Source organism: Exiguobacterium sp. s95 (assembly GCF_018618655.1).
Taxonomy (GTDB): Bacteria; Bacillota; Bacilli; order Exiguobacteriales; family Exiguobacteriaceae; genus Exiguobacterium_A; species Exiguobacterium_A oxidotolerans.
In genome coordinates this window covers 170,009-185,016 of the sequence record NZ_JACSMM010000003.1, presented here as the reverse complement: position 1 = coordinate 185,016, position 15,008 = coordinate 170,009, and the positions used below count along the sequence as shown (strand labels likewise).

Below are 15,008 nucleotides of genomic sequence, written 5' to 3'. Positions count from 1 at the left end.
CGAACAAAAATAAACGCACACCCCTAAACAGGAGTGTGCGTTTCTTAAATGGACCCTGCAGGACTCGAACCTGCGACCGGACGGTTATGAGCCGTCAGCTCTAACCAGCTGAGCTAAGGGTCCTAAAGTAAATAGTAGCGGCGGAGGGAGTCGAACCCACGACCTCACGGGTATGAACCGTACGCTCTAGCCAGCTGAGCTACACCGCCATAATGAATTAAAACAACTACAATTAGATTAATGGAAAGCATCTAAAATGTCAATAAATTATTTCACAAAAATAAAGAGAGACTTCTTTACAGAAGTCCCTCCCGCTTATATTCATTTCATTCAAGCCGTTCCCGAACGTTGTTCGAGTACTAAATCTGTAATATTGACGGCGTGATCGCCAATCCGTTCGAGGTTCGATAACAGATCAACAAAAATCATACCCGCTTGACCTGTACACTCCCCGGCATTGACGCGTAAGACGTGGTGTTTACGGAATGAACGCTCGAGTGAATCGAGTTTCCCTTCTAATTCAAGGACTTGGCGTGCTAACGAAACATCATCACGTTCAACTGCTTTGATTGCCGTATCGACGATTTTTTGTGTTAGAACGTACATTTCATCCAACTCTTTTTTCGCTTTTGGCGTAAATTCAATCCGGTTGACGATTTGGAAGTCAACGAGTTCGATTACGTTTTCGACATGATCACCAATCCGTTCGAAGTCATTGACCGCATGCATTAAGAGCGAATGGTCATTCGATTCACGTTCAGAAAGATCGTTCGCCGCCACTTTGACAAGGTAGTTCGTGACTTCCGTGTTCAAATGGTTGATTGCATATTCAATCTGACCAGCGTCAGAAACATCTTTTTTATCATGGGATTGCGTGTAGCGATGTGCTTTACCGAGTGCTTCTTTCGAGAACTCACCCATCCGTAAGACTTCCATTTTTGCTTGGTTAAGCGCAAGTGAAGACGATTGATTCAAGATGTTTTGATCCAAATGACGTGGTTTTGAATCGACTGTCGTGTCTGTTCCCGGAACGACCTTTTTAACAAGCCATGCGATTTGTGCGATGAACCAACATTGAATCAATGTGTTGACGACATTGAACGTACCATGTGCAAAGGCAATTTGCATTTTCGGTTCAAGATTGAGTACACCTGTGATCCAAGCGATGAACGTCGAGAACAAAGGTAAGGCGACTAAGAAAATAATCGTACCGACGATATTGAAGATGACGTGTGCTGCTGCTGTCCGTTTTGCGGCAATCGATGCACCGAGTGCTGCGAGTACTGCCGTGATCGTTGTTCCGATATTATCCCCGAATAAAATCGGGAGGGCTGCTTTGATATCAATCATGCCACCAGAGTATAGCTCCTGCAAAATACCAATCGTCGCAGAGGACGACTGGACAAGGAACGTAAAGACCGTCCCGACGAACACACCGAGTAACGGATTATCTGACATCGAAATCGTCAGTTCACGGAACCACTCACTTGATTGAAGTGGTTTCATGCCGTCACCCATCAATGTCAAACCATAGAACAAGGCACCGAAACCGAAGAAGATTTGTCCGATGTATTGAATCCGTTCTTTATTGAAGAAGAAGATGAGAAACGCACCAAGCGCGATTGCAGGAAGGGCTGCTTCCTTGACGTTAAAGCCGATGATGAAGGCCGTGATCGTCGTTCCGATATTCGCCCCCATGACGACACCGATTGCTTGACGTAAATTCATCAGACCCGCGCTGACGAGTCCAACGACGATAACGGTCGTACCTGACGATGATTGAATCAAGACCGTGACGACAATACCGGCAAGAATTCCGAGTAATGGGTTCGATGTGTATTTGTCTAAAATGTAACGAAGTCGGTCCCCTGCTGTTTTTTGGAGCCCATCTCCCATATACTTAATACCGAATAGGAAAATACCGAGTCCACCAATAAAAGTGAAAATCATTTCCTGCAAATCATAATTCATCGTTTCATCTCCTCATATCTAAAAAAGTGGGATTGATTTTTTGTTAAGATTTTATTGTTTCAACCTCTCCTATTATGTAAAGGTCCGTTGAACTTGTAAATAGTTTTATCAACATTTGAATGTTAAGGTTTTATTAACCTGTACCAAAACAGAGAAAACCCTTTATTACAAGCGTTCCTACGCTCACTACACCACTGTTATGAAACAGAGAAAAGAGTGTTATCATGGTTTTTTTAAGACAATTTATTAATTATTTACAAACCACCTTAGTTCCAAACCGATCTTTTTTAAAGACTCGCCTTGCCGATGTCTCCCTTTATTTTTGTGGATTAGCGTGGATTTCATTTTGGACGACAGTCATCGATAGTATATTTATCATCAAAACGGTTCCATTCATCGTCTGGTTTATGCTCCATTTCATTTTCGTCGCCATCGCGCTTTTACTGTTTCTTCTATTGATGTCGTATTTGAATCGTTGGTTGATTGATTGGATACTCAAAAGACCATGGGCGTACCGGCAAGTTTTTCCGTATACGGTTGCTGCTAACTTATGGAGCTTTCCAGTCGGTGTCCTCTGTTATCAGCTCGGATTCACAGCACTTGGGGTGACGCTCCTATTAGTCGGTCACTTCATTTATTCTTTACTGCCCGTTTTCTCAGCGCGGAAGCGAAAAAAAAATACTCGTCCAAAGTCGTGATTCTGCCTTACTTCTTCGTCTCAGCTCCGTCTACCGGCGGATTGACAGTTGCTTATTTCTATTAAAGAATTGTAAATGTTCGAATTTCGTTCTTGTTTCTCGATTTTTAGGGAATAGTTCGATATGATAGAGAAGGTAAACTTACACAATATGGCGCTATGCCACAAAAGGAGATTTTCGATATGCCGAAAATGGTCCATCGCTCTAAGACTCGTCCCGTTCGTGTTGGGGACCTTGTCATTGGTGGAAATAATGAAGTCATCATTCAAAGTATGACAACAACAAAAACACACGACGTCGAAGCGACTGTCGCTGAAATCTTACGACTTGAAGAAGCCGGATGCCAAATCGTCCGCGTTGCTTGTCCAGAAGAACGTGACGCACTTGCGCTCGCTGAAATCAAAAGCCGAATCAACATTCCGCTTGTCGTCGACATTCATTTCAACTATAAACTTGCGCTCATGGCAATCGAAGCAGGCGTCGACAAAATCCGGATCAACCCGGGTAACATCGGTCGTCGCGAAAAAGTTGAAGCGGTCGTCACAGCTGCAAAAGCTAAAAATATTCCAATCCGGATTGGTGTCAACGCTGGTTCACTCGAGAAACACATTCTTGAGAAATACGGATACCCAACAGCACGTGGTATGGTCGAAAGTGCCTTACACCACATTAAGATTCTTGAAGACCTTGACTTCCATGACATCATTGTTTCGCTTAAAGCATCTGACGTTCAGCTTGCGCTTGAAGCTTATCAGTTAGCATCTGAATCATTTGACTACCCACTTCATGTCGGTATTACAGAGTCAGGTCCTTTACGTACTGGTTCATTAAAATCCGCTGCTGGTCTTGGTGCGATTCTTTCACGCGGTATCGGGAACACGGTCCGTGTCTCACTATCAGCTGATCCGGTCGAAGAAGTGAAAGTCGCAAAAGAAGTCTTGAAATCATTTGGTCTCGCAGCAAACGCAGCAACATTGATTTCTTGCCCAACATGCGGTCGGATTGAAATCGACTTGATGGCGATTGCGGCAGAAATCGAGGATTATATCGATAAGATTCAAGTCAACATCAAAGTTGCTGTACTCGGCTGTGCCGTCAACGGTCCTGGTGAAGCACGTGAAGCGGATATCGGAATTGCCGGAGCACGTAACGAAGGGCTTCTGTTCCGCCACGGAGAAATTATCCGTAAAGTACCTGAAGCGACGATGGTCGAAGAATTGAAAAAAGAAATCGATGCAATCGTTCTTGAAAAAGAAGCTGAAAAAGAAGCGGCGAAAGCCAACCAAGTTTAATTGTTGAAGAGCCCTCTTTTTAATTGAAGAGGGTTCTTTTCATATCCGTTTTTCGACTATGTTATACTAATGACAGAAATTTAAGGAACGCAGGTGATCCAATTGAAAATCGGCATCGATATCGATGGGACGATTACGCACCCGTCTTCATGTTTTAACTATATGAACAAGTATTTAGGAACTTCGATTGACTTCGAAATGGCATCCGAATATGAATTGCATACGTATACGGATATGGGACAAATCGAGTTTTGGGAATTCATGGTCAAGTCTGGTCATGAGCTCGGTATTTATCGAGAATCTACGCCTCAGGCATTTGTCCAAAAACATTTATGGGAATTACGTCAACATTTTGATTTGCACTACGTAACGGCACGCTCAGAAATCGTTCGACCGGTTACGGAAGAATGGATTGCGCGCCATGAGTTACCACTCGACTCGCTCATCATGACCGGGTCGCATGACAAGGTTCAAGTTGTACGTGATCTATCACTCGATTTATTCATGGAGGATCGATTAGAGAATGCGTTACAAATTGCGGAAGATACGTCAATTCCAGTTATTTTGTTCGATGCTCCTTACAATCGAAAAGCACTTCCAGAGAACATCATTCGTGTTTCTTCTTGGGATGAAGCCGTTCAAACGATTTATAAATTCGCTCCAATCCGTTAAAAAACAGCCTTATCCGGCTGTTTTTTTTCCATTTTTTATACATAATCCGTCTACGTTATCGTACAATTATCATGAATTCGTTACGTTTTGTCTCGAGTCATCTTCTATTAGCTGAAAGGATTTTTTTATGTTATCGACGTTGAATATTTTTTTCACGAACATATGCATTATATTTTTAATACTATCTGTCACATTTTATTTGATGCGAAATCGACTCCCGATCCAGTATGACTCCAAGCATTCAACGCGCTTGTATTTTGGTTTAGCAAATGGTTTAACCGGCATTTTACTGATGCATAACTCCATCTCAATCAATGGATCATTGATTGATTTACGACTGCTGCCGCTCGCTCTATCCGCTCTATACGGGGGGCCAGTCAGCATTGTGACGACAGGAATTATTTTACTGCTGTATCGTGTCCTCATCAGCGGGGGTGAATCCGTTAGTGCCTTACAAAATTCTCTAATGATGCTGACCGGATTTACCGTGCTTATCATCCTCTGTGCTCAACTCATCAAACATAAAGGGCGACTCTTCACTGTTATTGTGACAATAGGCTCTACCTTAGTTCTCTTACGCATGTTGCTCGGCCCTTCACATCCTCATGCATGGCAGACGATTTTTTTGCCTTATTTCTTAATCACAATTGGCGCCTCGATTCTTTTTTATCATCTTTCATATATGTTACAAGGACACTTCGTTCTTTACGCGTACCAGTCCTATTTGGCTTCGACCGATGAACTGACGCGCCTCGCGAACCGTCACGTTATCATGGAAAAAGTACAGGCTCTTGTAGAAGCGAAGGCACCTTGGGGTGTGATCATCTTCGATCTTGACCACTTTAAGGCAGTCAATGATCAATATGGTCATGCTGTCGGAGATGCTGTATTACGCCACTTCTCCGTTTTACTAACACAGGAGTGCCCGGATAGTATCACGGTCGGCCGCTATGGTGGCGAAGAGTTTATCGTCGTCATTCCGAATACATTTACGGTTTCACCGACGCGACTCGCAAGACAACTCGTTCAATCCGTCACCGATACACCGTTCGTCATGCAAGACCACGCCTTGACGATTACTGTTTCTGCCGGTGTCGCCTACGCGAAAAATCAGGCAGCCGGAATCGTTTTTAAACAAGCGGACACCGCGCTCTATGCTGCAAAAGACAACGGCCGTAACCAGTTCATGTTATACGATAAATAAGGAAGCATGGACTTAATCCATCGCTTCCTTATTTTTGCTTTCTAATAAAAGAATGATATCTGTTAGCGAAACTGGTTTTGCAAAAAAGTAACCTTGAAAAAGATGAATCCCAATATCTTTCGCAATTTGAACTTCTTCTCCTGTCTCTACCCCTTCGACGATACACTCGACATTCATCGAACGTGTCAATTGGAAAATCGATTCAAGGATGGACTGGCGTTTTGCTGATTCTTCAATTTGTTCAATGAACTGTTTCGGTATTTTTAATTGGCGCAAAGGTAACAACCGTTCCAATACATGGTAAGAGGCATGACCTGTTCCAAAGTCATCTAACGACACTGGAAAATCAAGTGTTTTTATCCGCCGTAATGCCCGAAGAATCGGCTGGCTCTCAAAATCGAGCGACTGACTTTCCGTAATCTCGATTTTGATTTGTTGCGGTTTAAGCGAATACTTAAGTAGCATCCGTTCAATAAAGGGCATGAACGATTCGTTCGTCAATTGGCGTGGTGACACATTCACTGATACCGTAAAATTCTCTGGCACAAGACCGATCAATCGTTTTCTTGTCTTACAGCCTTCTTCAAAAATCCATTCGCCTAGACGAATGATTAAGTCACTTTTTTCAGCAATCGGGATGAAGACGGATGGTTGATTCGCTTTAGACAACTCCGTTTTCCAGCGAACGAGTGCTTCAAGTCCAACAAAGGTCTGTTGATTCGAATCGTACTGTAGCTGATAGACTAAATAAAAATCTCGATTGACTTCAGCAAGTGATAAGGCGCGCGCAGCTTCGACACGTAATGTTTGTTCACAGCGCCATGTTTGATCGATACACATGACTTTTTTATCATTTTGAACGGATTCTTGTAGCGCAGAATTCACTTGTTGAACTCGTTTCATCCAACTTTTTTGCAACGTATCGCCGTCATCAATTACGATATACAGATTGACATAAATTTGATGGAGGTCGATCTGATAGGGCGCAGACATTTTTTGACTAAGTAACTCCATCTCATCATGACAGGAAACACCTTCAGGTTTTTCCATGACGACAGCAAGCGTCCCTCCTTCAATCCGCACAAGTGCTAAGTAAGGTGGAAGTAATGATTGGAGTCGTTCGATACATTCAAACAAGACACGAGCTTGTATGTCTTCTCCAAAATAGCGTGCCAATTCATAATAATTCTCAAGGTGAATACCGATGAGCAGTAAATGTTGACGGTTAGCATCATCAAAAAAATCTTCTAATCCACGCATATTCAATAATTCTGTTTGCGGATCACGTTTTGCGGCCTCATCAAGTTGATTAGCAAGCGAGTGCAATTGACTTAAATTTCGTATATGTAAATGATTGATGATTAGCGCAATGCAAATTCCAATCGTAACCATCCCGAGCCGTGCGACATGATCTGAAGAGTCGATTTCCACCAGAGTCGTCGTTGTATTGAACATGATAAACAGATTCGTCGCTAGTACGACGACAATCGTATACCACATCACAATCCGGTTGTACGAGATCAAGGCAATCATTAAAAATAAAAAACAACTTGCCCAAGCTGTGACGGCAGCATATGGTAACAAATTAATCGAGATGATCGGCACAATCAGTAACATGATGGAGAGGAGATGCGATTGATATTTTGACGCGATATGACTTCGACTAATGATAAACGTCGTTATCCCGATCACTAAAAGCAGTATGATGATCGTTGATCGATTAAGATACGCATTTTGTAATACATCATCCGTCGTCTCTAAAAAAATCAAAGCTCCTGCTGTCATCATGAACAACGCAAAATTTCCCATCCAGTGTTGTTGTGCGATAGTGGTATCAGTCGTCGTGCTAAGCGGCATACGTCTCCTCCTTTCATTTCCGATTGTCATTGAGGTAGTCATTTTTTTATTCGACATCGCTTGATGATACTCCTGTCTTACGTTATGTGTCAATTTTTTACTTAAAAAGACATGTTCTTCTGTTTTTACACAGCTGAACATGTCTGATTTGATTTAATATCCAAAAAAGCTGGTGATGATGGCGCTTGACTTCACTTGATTTTTATCGCGAATCTGTCCGACATAGATGACGTCCCCTGACAAGATATCGACGACACGAATTTGATAATCAGACGCGTTCATCTTGGAGACGAAATAAAACTGGTTGTCTGCAAATGCTTCGTTAATCGATTCCATCTTTTTCTCCGCCGCTTCAAGCTTGATTGCATCCTTTGTCACTTGCTTCGTTGCAGTGTCATAGACGGTCCATTGCAGTTCGTTTGTTTCTTCATTTTCATTATAAGCGATCAATCGTTCACCGTTACCCATCGCAATGAAGGATTGATTCGTTTTATTTAACTTCTCGATTGGTCGGACGTGTTTCCCGTCATCTTCAAGATACGTTTCCTGAATTTCCGAATCGTTATTTTCATCAATGAATTGTTGCACATAGATGACGCGATCCGGCCCGGCCGTTAAGTAGTTTCTGAATTCGTTCTTTTTGATTGCCGGTGAAGCGAGTCGGATTGGCTTGATTTTTTTCTGTTGATAGTCCACTTGCATCAATTGATTGGTCTCGTGATTTTTTCTGTACGCATCGACTTGGATATAAAGTGTCTTGTCCATCCGGTCGATGACGCGTACGCTGCCTGTGCCATACCCTGTCTTGACGGTAGACGGAAACGGGAGCGTCATTTCCGTCAGCCGTTTCGTCTGTTTATCCCACATCTTTAATTCCAGTTCTTGTTCAGCCGTACGGATCCCGTACAGGTAGTCGTCATCTTCACTGAGCGTTTCATCCGCCCGTAAAAAATCCTTGGCGTCTGTTTTTAGAATCGGGTTAAACTCTCTGTTCCCAAATATTCCTTCAAGATAATTGTCGCCATTTTTTTTGACTGTCCCATCTAACGATACATCGGAATAGACGTTTTTACCTTTCGCTGTCGACTGCAGAATCAGATGCAGTTTCGCAAGGTTCGTTCCCTTTACGTCTCCTGTTATGTGCTCGACAGTGTAGTCTGCCGTTTGAATTGTTGCCGTGTAACCGTAATAACTCGTCAAACTCACTAGACATATAACGAGTAACACCACTAAGTATTGAAAGCGTCGCATCATGTTCCCCCCTTAAACGGATAGTTTGTTTTGGACTAAGCGAATGCTTCTAAAGCCGACATAAAAGAAGCCGATTGATAATAAGACAAGATACAACGTCACGTATTCTACTCTTAACAATAAACCGGACAGTGGACCTTCTGTGATATACATCACGAGTCCGAATGGCAGGATTAAAATCATCGCTTCGGCTATCAGCTGGATCATCGCCCGTGATTTTCGGAACGACCGCTCAATCAGGACGATGAAAAACAACAGATTGATGACGGCACAGGACATCATCAATAAGATGAAGACATCCTCGATATTCATCGAATAAAACACTTGCAACAGACTCCCATCTTTAATAAGACCGGTTGGTAATTTATGTGATTCTGGTAACAACCAATCAAACAGACCGTAACTTGCGATAACCGTCAGCCACTGCAAACCGATTAAACTCACCGTCACGAGCAGGACCGTCGTCAGCTTCGCAAAGTAGATTGACACCCGACTGCCCGGTAAAAGTAAGAGTCGATAGATATGTTTTGATTCCCCAATCCATTCACGGTACCAAATTTGCAAGGCGAGTACTAAGATATATGCGACACCAATCATCATGATGTAATCAAAAATCGAGGTCGCTGCCGCAAAAGAAAATTTTCCATACGAATTGACCGCTTCGAGTTCGGAGGCTTGGTTCATCCGCATGAACGTCTCGATGCTTCGTTCGTATAACATCGTCTTGACGACGACTGACAGTAGTTCAAGCACGATTAATGCACCGACTACGATTAAATACAATTTACTGCTCCGTTTGATTTCTTCATTCGTTAACATCAAATACTTTTTCATCGCTGATACACCTCCCGCATCCGGTCTTGGACGGATTTCCCGTGAATTTCCCGCATTTCTTCCGTATCGTGTTCATCAATGATTTGTCCGTCCTGTAAAAAAATCACACGGTCAATCAAATGCTCGACTTCGACGATTTCATGCGTCGTCATCAAGATGCCGCGCCCTTCCATATAATGACTCGAAAAAATCCAGGCAATCTGTTCTTTCGTAAACAAATCAATCCCGGCAAACGGTTCGTCCAGCAACAGATACGGCCGATCGAGGGCAAAACCGAGTAATAAATTGACCTTTGCCTGATTTCCTTTTGAGAGCTCATTAATTTTATCCGTCGACAGCAGTTTGAACGTCGCCATCAATTCATCTGCCGTCTGCTCGTTCCAGTCCGGATAATAATCGTTCATGTATGTAAGCGTATCCCCGATGGTCATATAGCTCGGCATCGTCTGGACGTCCGGCACAAAAGCGATTTTTTCGCGCGACGTCGTCCCGTCGACGATGATACTGCCGGCGTCCATCGGAATCAGACCGACGATGCCTTTAAGAATCGTCGATTTCCCTTCCCCGTTTAAACCGATTAAACACGTTAACGTATCCGGTTTGACAGAAAACGATACACCGTTTAAGACGGGACGTTTTCGTCCAAAGCGTTTTTTTAGACCATGTACCTCAAGCATCGATTTTCCCCCGTTCTTTCGTTTCGTATAGGTGTTCGATTTTCATGACGACTTCATCAAGCGGGACTTGAATCGCCTGGATTGAATGCACAAACTGTTCGACTGCTTCATTTAACAATTCCGCCCGGACCTTCGAGACAACTTCCGGATCCATCGTAATTTTACTCGGGACATTTCGTTCAGTCGTAATCAAGTGTTGTTCCTCCATTTCCTTATATGCTTTTTGAGCAGTGTTCGGATTGATTCCTAGTTGAGCAGCGATTTCGCGTCGTGAAGGAATCTCCTGACCACGTTTCAACTCTTCCGTCGCGATTCGTTCTTTAAACCACCGGATGACTTGTAGGTAGACAGGACTCCGTTGATCGAATTGCATCGGCATGTTGCCACCTCCATCGTTATACTGTATTAAAACACTAATACACCTTATGACTGTATGATACTTGTAATACAGTCATAGGTCAATAAAAAAAATCACTTCTTTTTCGAAGTGATTTTAGGGTGTAAACAAACTTGAGGAGTCGGATGGGTATGAAGGCATGTCGCGCTTCCCTGTCTTGACTCGTCTTCAAAGCGGCAACATTCCGCACCGCTTCGCTTCACTGCAGGGTCGCGGAATGTTGCCTTTCGCTTTGGAAGCGGGTACGCGCTCTAAATCTTTGCATGACTTGTCTTTCACTGCGTCACAGTTTGAAAGGCTTCGTTTTCGTTGACTCCTATGGGAAAAGTACGTGTTTGTCCGTCTCGCCCGAAGAACGCAACGAAAAAGATAGACGCTTTTATCTCCCGCCATCACTTTGTCTACGCTAAGAAAAGGTTAGGTTCGTCGTGCCAATTCATCAATCAAATCCGTCGCAACGATACTACTTGGATGGATGCGTTGTTCGATCCGCTTAGAAGCCCGTGCATACCAAGCGACTCCCATGGCGATTAAATGCTCAACCGATCCTTGATCGTGGTAGTCACGTTGGGCGAGCAGACTGGTTATCAAGCCAAATAACGTATCGCCACTGCCGCCTTTTGCAAGTCCACTCGATGCCCCGGAAATGACGTATCCTCCCCCGTCCGGTTTAGCGACCAAAATGACATGCAATTTCAAAACAACCGTCACTTGATGGAGCATCGCATAGTCCGACGCTGCTCCAAATAAATCATCTTGAATGTCTGCGACCGCTTTGTTCGTCATTCGGGCAAACTCACCGATATGTGGGGTTACAACGATTGGGGCTCGCCGTTCTGGATACTCTTCGCGAATCAGTGCCGCCGCATCGAGGACAACGGGAATATCTTTAGTAAAAGCCAGTTCAATCCAGTCCGCTACTTTATCCGAAGTCAGTCCCGGTCCGATTCCGACAGCCGTCACTTGATCAAGCATCGCTTGAATCGTTTCCGTCGTCTGATTGAGCACCATCGCTTCCGGCGCGTTGATTAATAATCCAATTTTTGCTGAATCGACTGTTGCGACCTGTAACTTTCCGACACCGGTTCGTAAAGCCGCCCGTGCCGCGAGTTGAATCGAACCCGGCATCGTCTCGCTTCCGCCAATCAAAAGTGCCGTGCCATAGGTCCCTTTATGTCCATCGTGTTGCCGTTCAAACAAACTGTCGATCGGTTCCTCGAACAGTTCCCATTCCGCTGCGTTCGGTAATCCGATATCGACGAGCTCGACATCTCCATAAAACGGTGCGGTCTTCAGTAAAAAGGCGGACCGTTTATAGGCGTGGAGGCAAAACGTCTGCATCGCTTGAACCGCTTCCAAAGAAAAATCGGTTGCCGCATCAGACGGTACTCCGCTTGGTACATCGATCGCATAAACGATTGCTCCTTGCTGACGCTGTTCTTTCACCAAGTCAAAGGTTTTTTCCGTCACCTCATTGATTCGTTTCGGATCAAACCCTGTTCCGAAGAGCGCATCGATAATCACATCATATTGTCCACAAGGTGGCTCTGCGATGACACCAAATTTTTCAGCATACGTTTCATGGAGCCGTGCCGTCTCCGTCTTGGTTGGACCAAGCGGAGCTTGGACCGTCACGTCATAGTCGTCTCGAATCAGCTCACGGGCGATGACGTATCCATCCCCTCCATTGTTGCCTGTCCCACAAATGATTAAAATTCGGTCCGTCTTGGTATGCCGTTGCTTCATCTCGGCCGCGACATGTTGCCCGGCCCGTTCCATCAGCACTTCGACCGGCAGCCCCGACGTCCGTGCCCATTCATCAATTTGTCTTGCTTCATTTGCATCATAGATCATTCCAATCACCTCTGTTCGTCCTATTCCCGTTTTCCACCGAACTATGCAACAAAGGCAGTCGATCCTGAAACCAAAAAAGGGATTGCCCACTTAAGTATGGCAATCCCTTTTTCTTGATTGTTTTGTTCAAAATCAACTTGTTCCCCTTCATCCTCATATGATCCTCTAGAAGAAGTTATTCTGAGTCAGACAGATTGGCAATCGGCACACCGACCATAGATTTCAAACTTATGATCTTCAACCTCAAAACCAGACGCTTTGATTGGTGACATTAATTCCATCGGGCACACGTTCAGCGTTTGCGTCTTTCCACAAGCGCGACAAATTAAATGATGATGATGTTGTCCCGACTGACAAGCAGCACGATATTTCATTTCACCGTCGAGTTCCGTCGTTTCTAAAATATTGATTTCCGCAAAGTCGTTTAAGTTACGGTAAATCGTATCGTAACTTAGCGACGGATGAGAGGTTCGTAATTCTTCCGCGATTTCTCGAGCACTGACATACCGGTTCGCTTCAAAGAGATACGCCAGTAAATCAAGCCGCTTTGGCGTCGCTTTGAATCCGGAAGCTTTCATTTGTTCACGCGCTTGTTCGATCTGTTTCTGCATGCGTTTTTCCTCCAATCCAAAACCGTTCCACTAACATCACGATGATGAGTTCAGCAACAGCAAGCATGACAATCATTCCGCCAGGTGCTAAATCGAATTGATAGGCAAGAATCAACCCGGCGACCGTCGCGACTTCACCAAAGATGATCGCAAACAAAATCGTCGTCTTGAAACTTTTTGCAAAACGAAGCGCCGCTGCGACGGGTAATGTGATTAAACTAGAGACGAGTAAAATGCCGACGACGCGCATACTGATTGCAATGACGAGCGCTACGACAATCATAAATAAGATATGCACAAGACGTAAACGAATACCCGAGACACGCGCCTGTTCTTCATCAAAGGATAAAAAAAGTAATTCCTTATAAAAAGCGATGACGAACAAGATAACGATTCCCGTCACGATTAAAATGGTATAGACATCCGTCAATGTGACAGCCGAGACCGTTCCGAACAAAAAGGACACTAAGTCCATTGAAAATCCATTCGCCAAGCTGATAAAAATTGCCCCAAGTCCCATCCCGGTCGCCATGATGATCGGAATCGCAAGTTCTTGAAAATGTTTATATTTCGCGCGCAACCAGTCAATCGTCAACGCCGCGATGACGGCCGTCACAATCCCTAAGTAAAGAGGGTTCAAACTGGATAAACTTGCGACCATTCCTGAAATCAACAGACTGAGTGCAATTCCAGCAAGTGTGACGTGAGACAAGGCATCGGCGATGAGACTCATCCGGCGTACGACGACGAACGACCCAATCAACGGGGCCGTAAACCCAATCAAGACTGCTGCGACGAGTGCGTACTGTAAAAATTTTAATGTCATAAAGGCTTCAATCACTGGACGCCCTCCCCTTCATGGATAAGCACGCGTCCCGGTACCGGGTAAAGCGAACGAATCGTCTGCTCATCAAGTTCCCAGTATTCCTTAATACCACAGTTGCAACCAAGACGTCCGTCCACGAGATGAATGACGTCCGTGACGAGCTTACTGACAAAATGAATATCATGGGTGACGAGGACAAACGTCCGCTTCTTATCACGTCGTAGTTCTTCTAAAATTTCATAAAATTCTTTGACATACCGCTGGTCGACACCGACTGTCGGTTCATCGAGAATCATCAAGTCCGGATCATTGACGAGTGCACGCGCGATAAAGACGCGTTGTTGTTGCCCCCCCGATAAATCACCGACCTTCGAGTCGCGCCGCTCCCACATACCGACTGTCTCAAGCGCCGTTTTCACTTTTTCACGATCGTGTTTCGTTACACGGCGAAATAACCCTTTTTTCGCGTACAGCCCCATTTCGACGACTTCAGCGACCGTCACAGGAAAACCGGAGTTAAACGAAGCCGCCTTTTGCGAGACATAACTGATCCGCCACCAGTCATTGAAATTCGACTGATTTTGTCCGAACAGGCGAATCGATCCTTTCGGATTCAACAGCCCAAGCATACATTTAATTAACGTCGACTTCCCGGATCCATTTTCGCCAACGATGGCGAGAAATTGTCCTTGCTCAACTGTGAATGACACATTGTTCAATACACGGCGATCCGGGTAATCGTACGTTACTTGATTAATCTCAATAATCGGTTCATTCATTTGTCTTCACTCCTTCCGTTTTTTAAAACGGAATAATTACGTCTTATCAACTTTTCCATTATAGCCCCGCTCCCTGACTGACGCA

The 15,008-nt window shown here is 44.4% G+C and carries 14 protein-coding genes and 2 tRNA genes; 4 read left to right on the top strand and 12 right to left on the bottom strand.

Annotated features, from left to right (window positions below; genetic code table 11):
* Positions 1–49 precede the first annotated feature (49 nt).
* The 3 genes from KNP99_RS08150 to KNP99_RS08140 all read right to left on the bottom strand — a co-directional run bounded on the left by KNP99_RS08150 (position 50) and on the right by KNP99_RS08140 (position 1,971).
* Positions 50–123, bottom strand: a tRNA-Ile gene (locus tag KNP99_RS08150).
* A gap of 12 nt (positions 124–135) precedes the next feature.
* Positions 136–209, bottom strand: a tRNA-Met gene (locus KNP99_RS08145).
* Positions 210–330: 121 nt separating this feature from the next.
* Positions 331–1,971 (bottom strand): Na/Pi cotransporter family protein, encoded by a 1,641-nt coding sequence (locus KNP99_RS08140; protein ID WP_088836579.1) that lies wholly within the window; start codon positions 1,969–1,971, stop codon positions 331–333.
* Between the two features lie 224 nt (positions 1,972–2,195).
* On the opposite strand from KNP99_RS08140, the gene KNP99_RS08135 reads away from it, so the two are divergent.
* The 4 genes from KNP99_RS08135 (at position 2,196) to KNP99_RS08120 (ending at position 5,837) form a co-directional block, all read left to right on the top strand.
* On the top strand, positions 2,196–2,669 hold the full coding sequence (locus KNP99_RS08135; protein WP_214765403.1) for a hypothetical protein: 474 nt from the start codon (positions 2,196–2,198) through the stop codon (positions 2,667–2,669).
* A 182-nt stretch (positions 2,670–2,851) separates the two neighbouring features.
* Positions 2,852–3,961 (top strand): flavodoxin-dependent (E)-4-hydroxy-3-methylbut-2-enyl-diphosphate synthase, encoded by a 1,110-nt coding sequence (gene ispG, locus KNP99_RS08130; protein WP_029332972.1) that lies wholly within the window; start codon positions 2,852–2,854, stop codon positions 3,959–3,961.
* Between the two features lie 93 nt (positions 3,962–4,054).
* Entirely contained in the window at positions 4,055–4,633 is a 579-nt protein-coding gene (locus KNP99_RS08125; protein ID WP_235195212.1) for a 5' nucleotidase, NT5C type, read from the top strand.
* Positions 4,634–4,760: 127 nt separating this feature from the next.
* Positions 4,761–5,837, top strand: coding sequence for a GGDEF domain-containing protein (locus KNP99_RS08120; RefSeq protein WP_353049629.1), 1,077 nt, complete (start codon positions 4,761–4,763; stop codon positions 5,835–5,837).
* Positions 5,838–5,849: 12 nt separating this feature from the next.
* Here the strand turns inward: KNP99_RS08120 and KNP99_RS08115 are convergent, their stop codons facing one another.
* The 9 genes from KNP99_RS08115 to KNP99_RS08075 form a co-directional block, all read right to left on the bottom strand.
* The gene (locus tag KNP99_RS08115; RefSeq protein WP_215193159.1) at positions 5,850–7,694 is read right to left on the bottom strand and encodes an EAL domain-containing protein; all 1,845 of its coding nucleotides are present in this window, start codon (positions 7,692–7,694) and stop codon (positions 5,850–5,852) included.
* Positions 7,695–7,847: 153 nt separating this feature from the next.
* Positions 7,848–8,945, bottom strand: a complete 1,098-nt coding sequence (locus tag KNP99_RS08110) for a hypothetical protein (protein ID WP_215193158.1) — start codon at positions 8,943–8,945, stop codon at positions 7,848–7,850.
* Between the two features lie 12 nt (positions 8,946–8,957).
* Entirely contained in the window at positions 8,958–9,779 is an 822-nt protein-coding gene (locus tag KNP99_RS08105; protein WP_214765411.1) for an ABC transporter permease, read from the bottom strand.
* Positions 9,776–10,456, bottom strand: a complete 681-nt coding sequence (locus KNP99_RS08100) for an ATP-binding cassette domain-containing protein (protein WP_214810724.1) — start codon at positions 10,454–10,456, stop codon at positions 9,776–9,778. Before KNP99_RS08100 ends, KNP99_RS08105 begins: the two co-directional genes overlap by 4 nt.
* Positions 10,449–10,835: a GntR family transcriptional regulator gene (locus KNP99_RS08095; RefSeq protein WP_088836572.1), complete on the bottom strand. Its 387-nt coding sequence runs from the start codon at positions 10,833–10,835 to the stop codon at positions 10,449–10,451. The genes KNP99_RS08100 and KNP99_RS08095 overlap by 8 nt, the downstream gene beginning before the upstream one ends.
* A 435-nt stretch (positions 10,836–11,270) precedes the next feature.
* On the bottom strand, positions 11,271–12,707 hold the full coding sequence (locus tag KNP99_RS08090; RefSeq protein ID WP_215193174.1) for an NAD(P)H-hydrate dehydratase: 1,437 nt from the start codon (positions 12,705–12,707) through the stop codon (positions 11,271–11,273).
* 185 nt (positions 12,708–12,892) lie between these two features.
* Positions 12,893–13,318, bottom strand: coding sequence for a Fur family transcriptional regulator (locus KNP99_RS08085; RefSeq protein ID WP_029332963.1), 426 nt, complete (start codon positions 13,316–13,318; stop codon positions 12,893–12,895).
* Complete coding sequence (locus tag KNP99_RS08080) at positions 13,290–14,159, bottom strand: metal ABC transporter permease (protein ID WP_353049628.1); 870 nt, start codon at positions 14,157–14,159, stop codon at positions 13,290–13,292. Before KNP99_RS08080 ends, KNP99_RS08085 begins: the two co-directional genes overlap by 29 nt.
* Positions 14,156–14,923, bottom strand: coding sequence for a metal ABC transporter ATP-binding protein (locus tag KNP99_RS08075; RefSeq protein ID WP_214769919.1), 768 nt, complete (start codon positions 14,921–14,923; stop codon positions 14,156–14,158). The genes KNP99_RS08080 and KNP99_RS08075 overlap by 4 nt, the downstream gene beginning before the upstream one ends.
* Between the last annotated feature and the right edge of the window lie 85 nt (positions 14,924–15,008).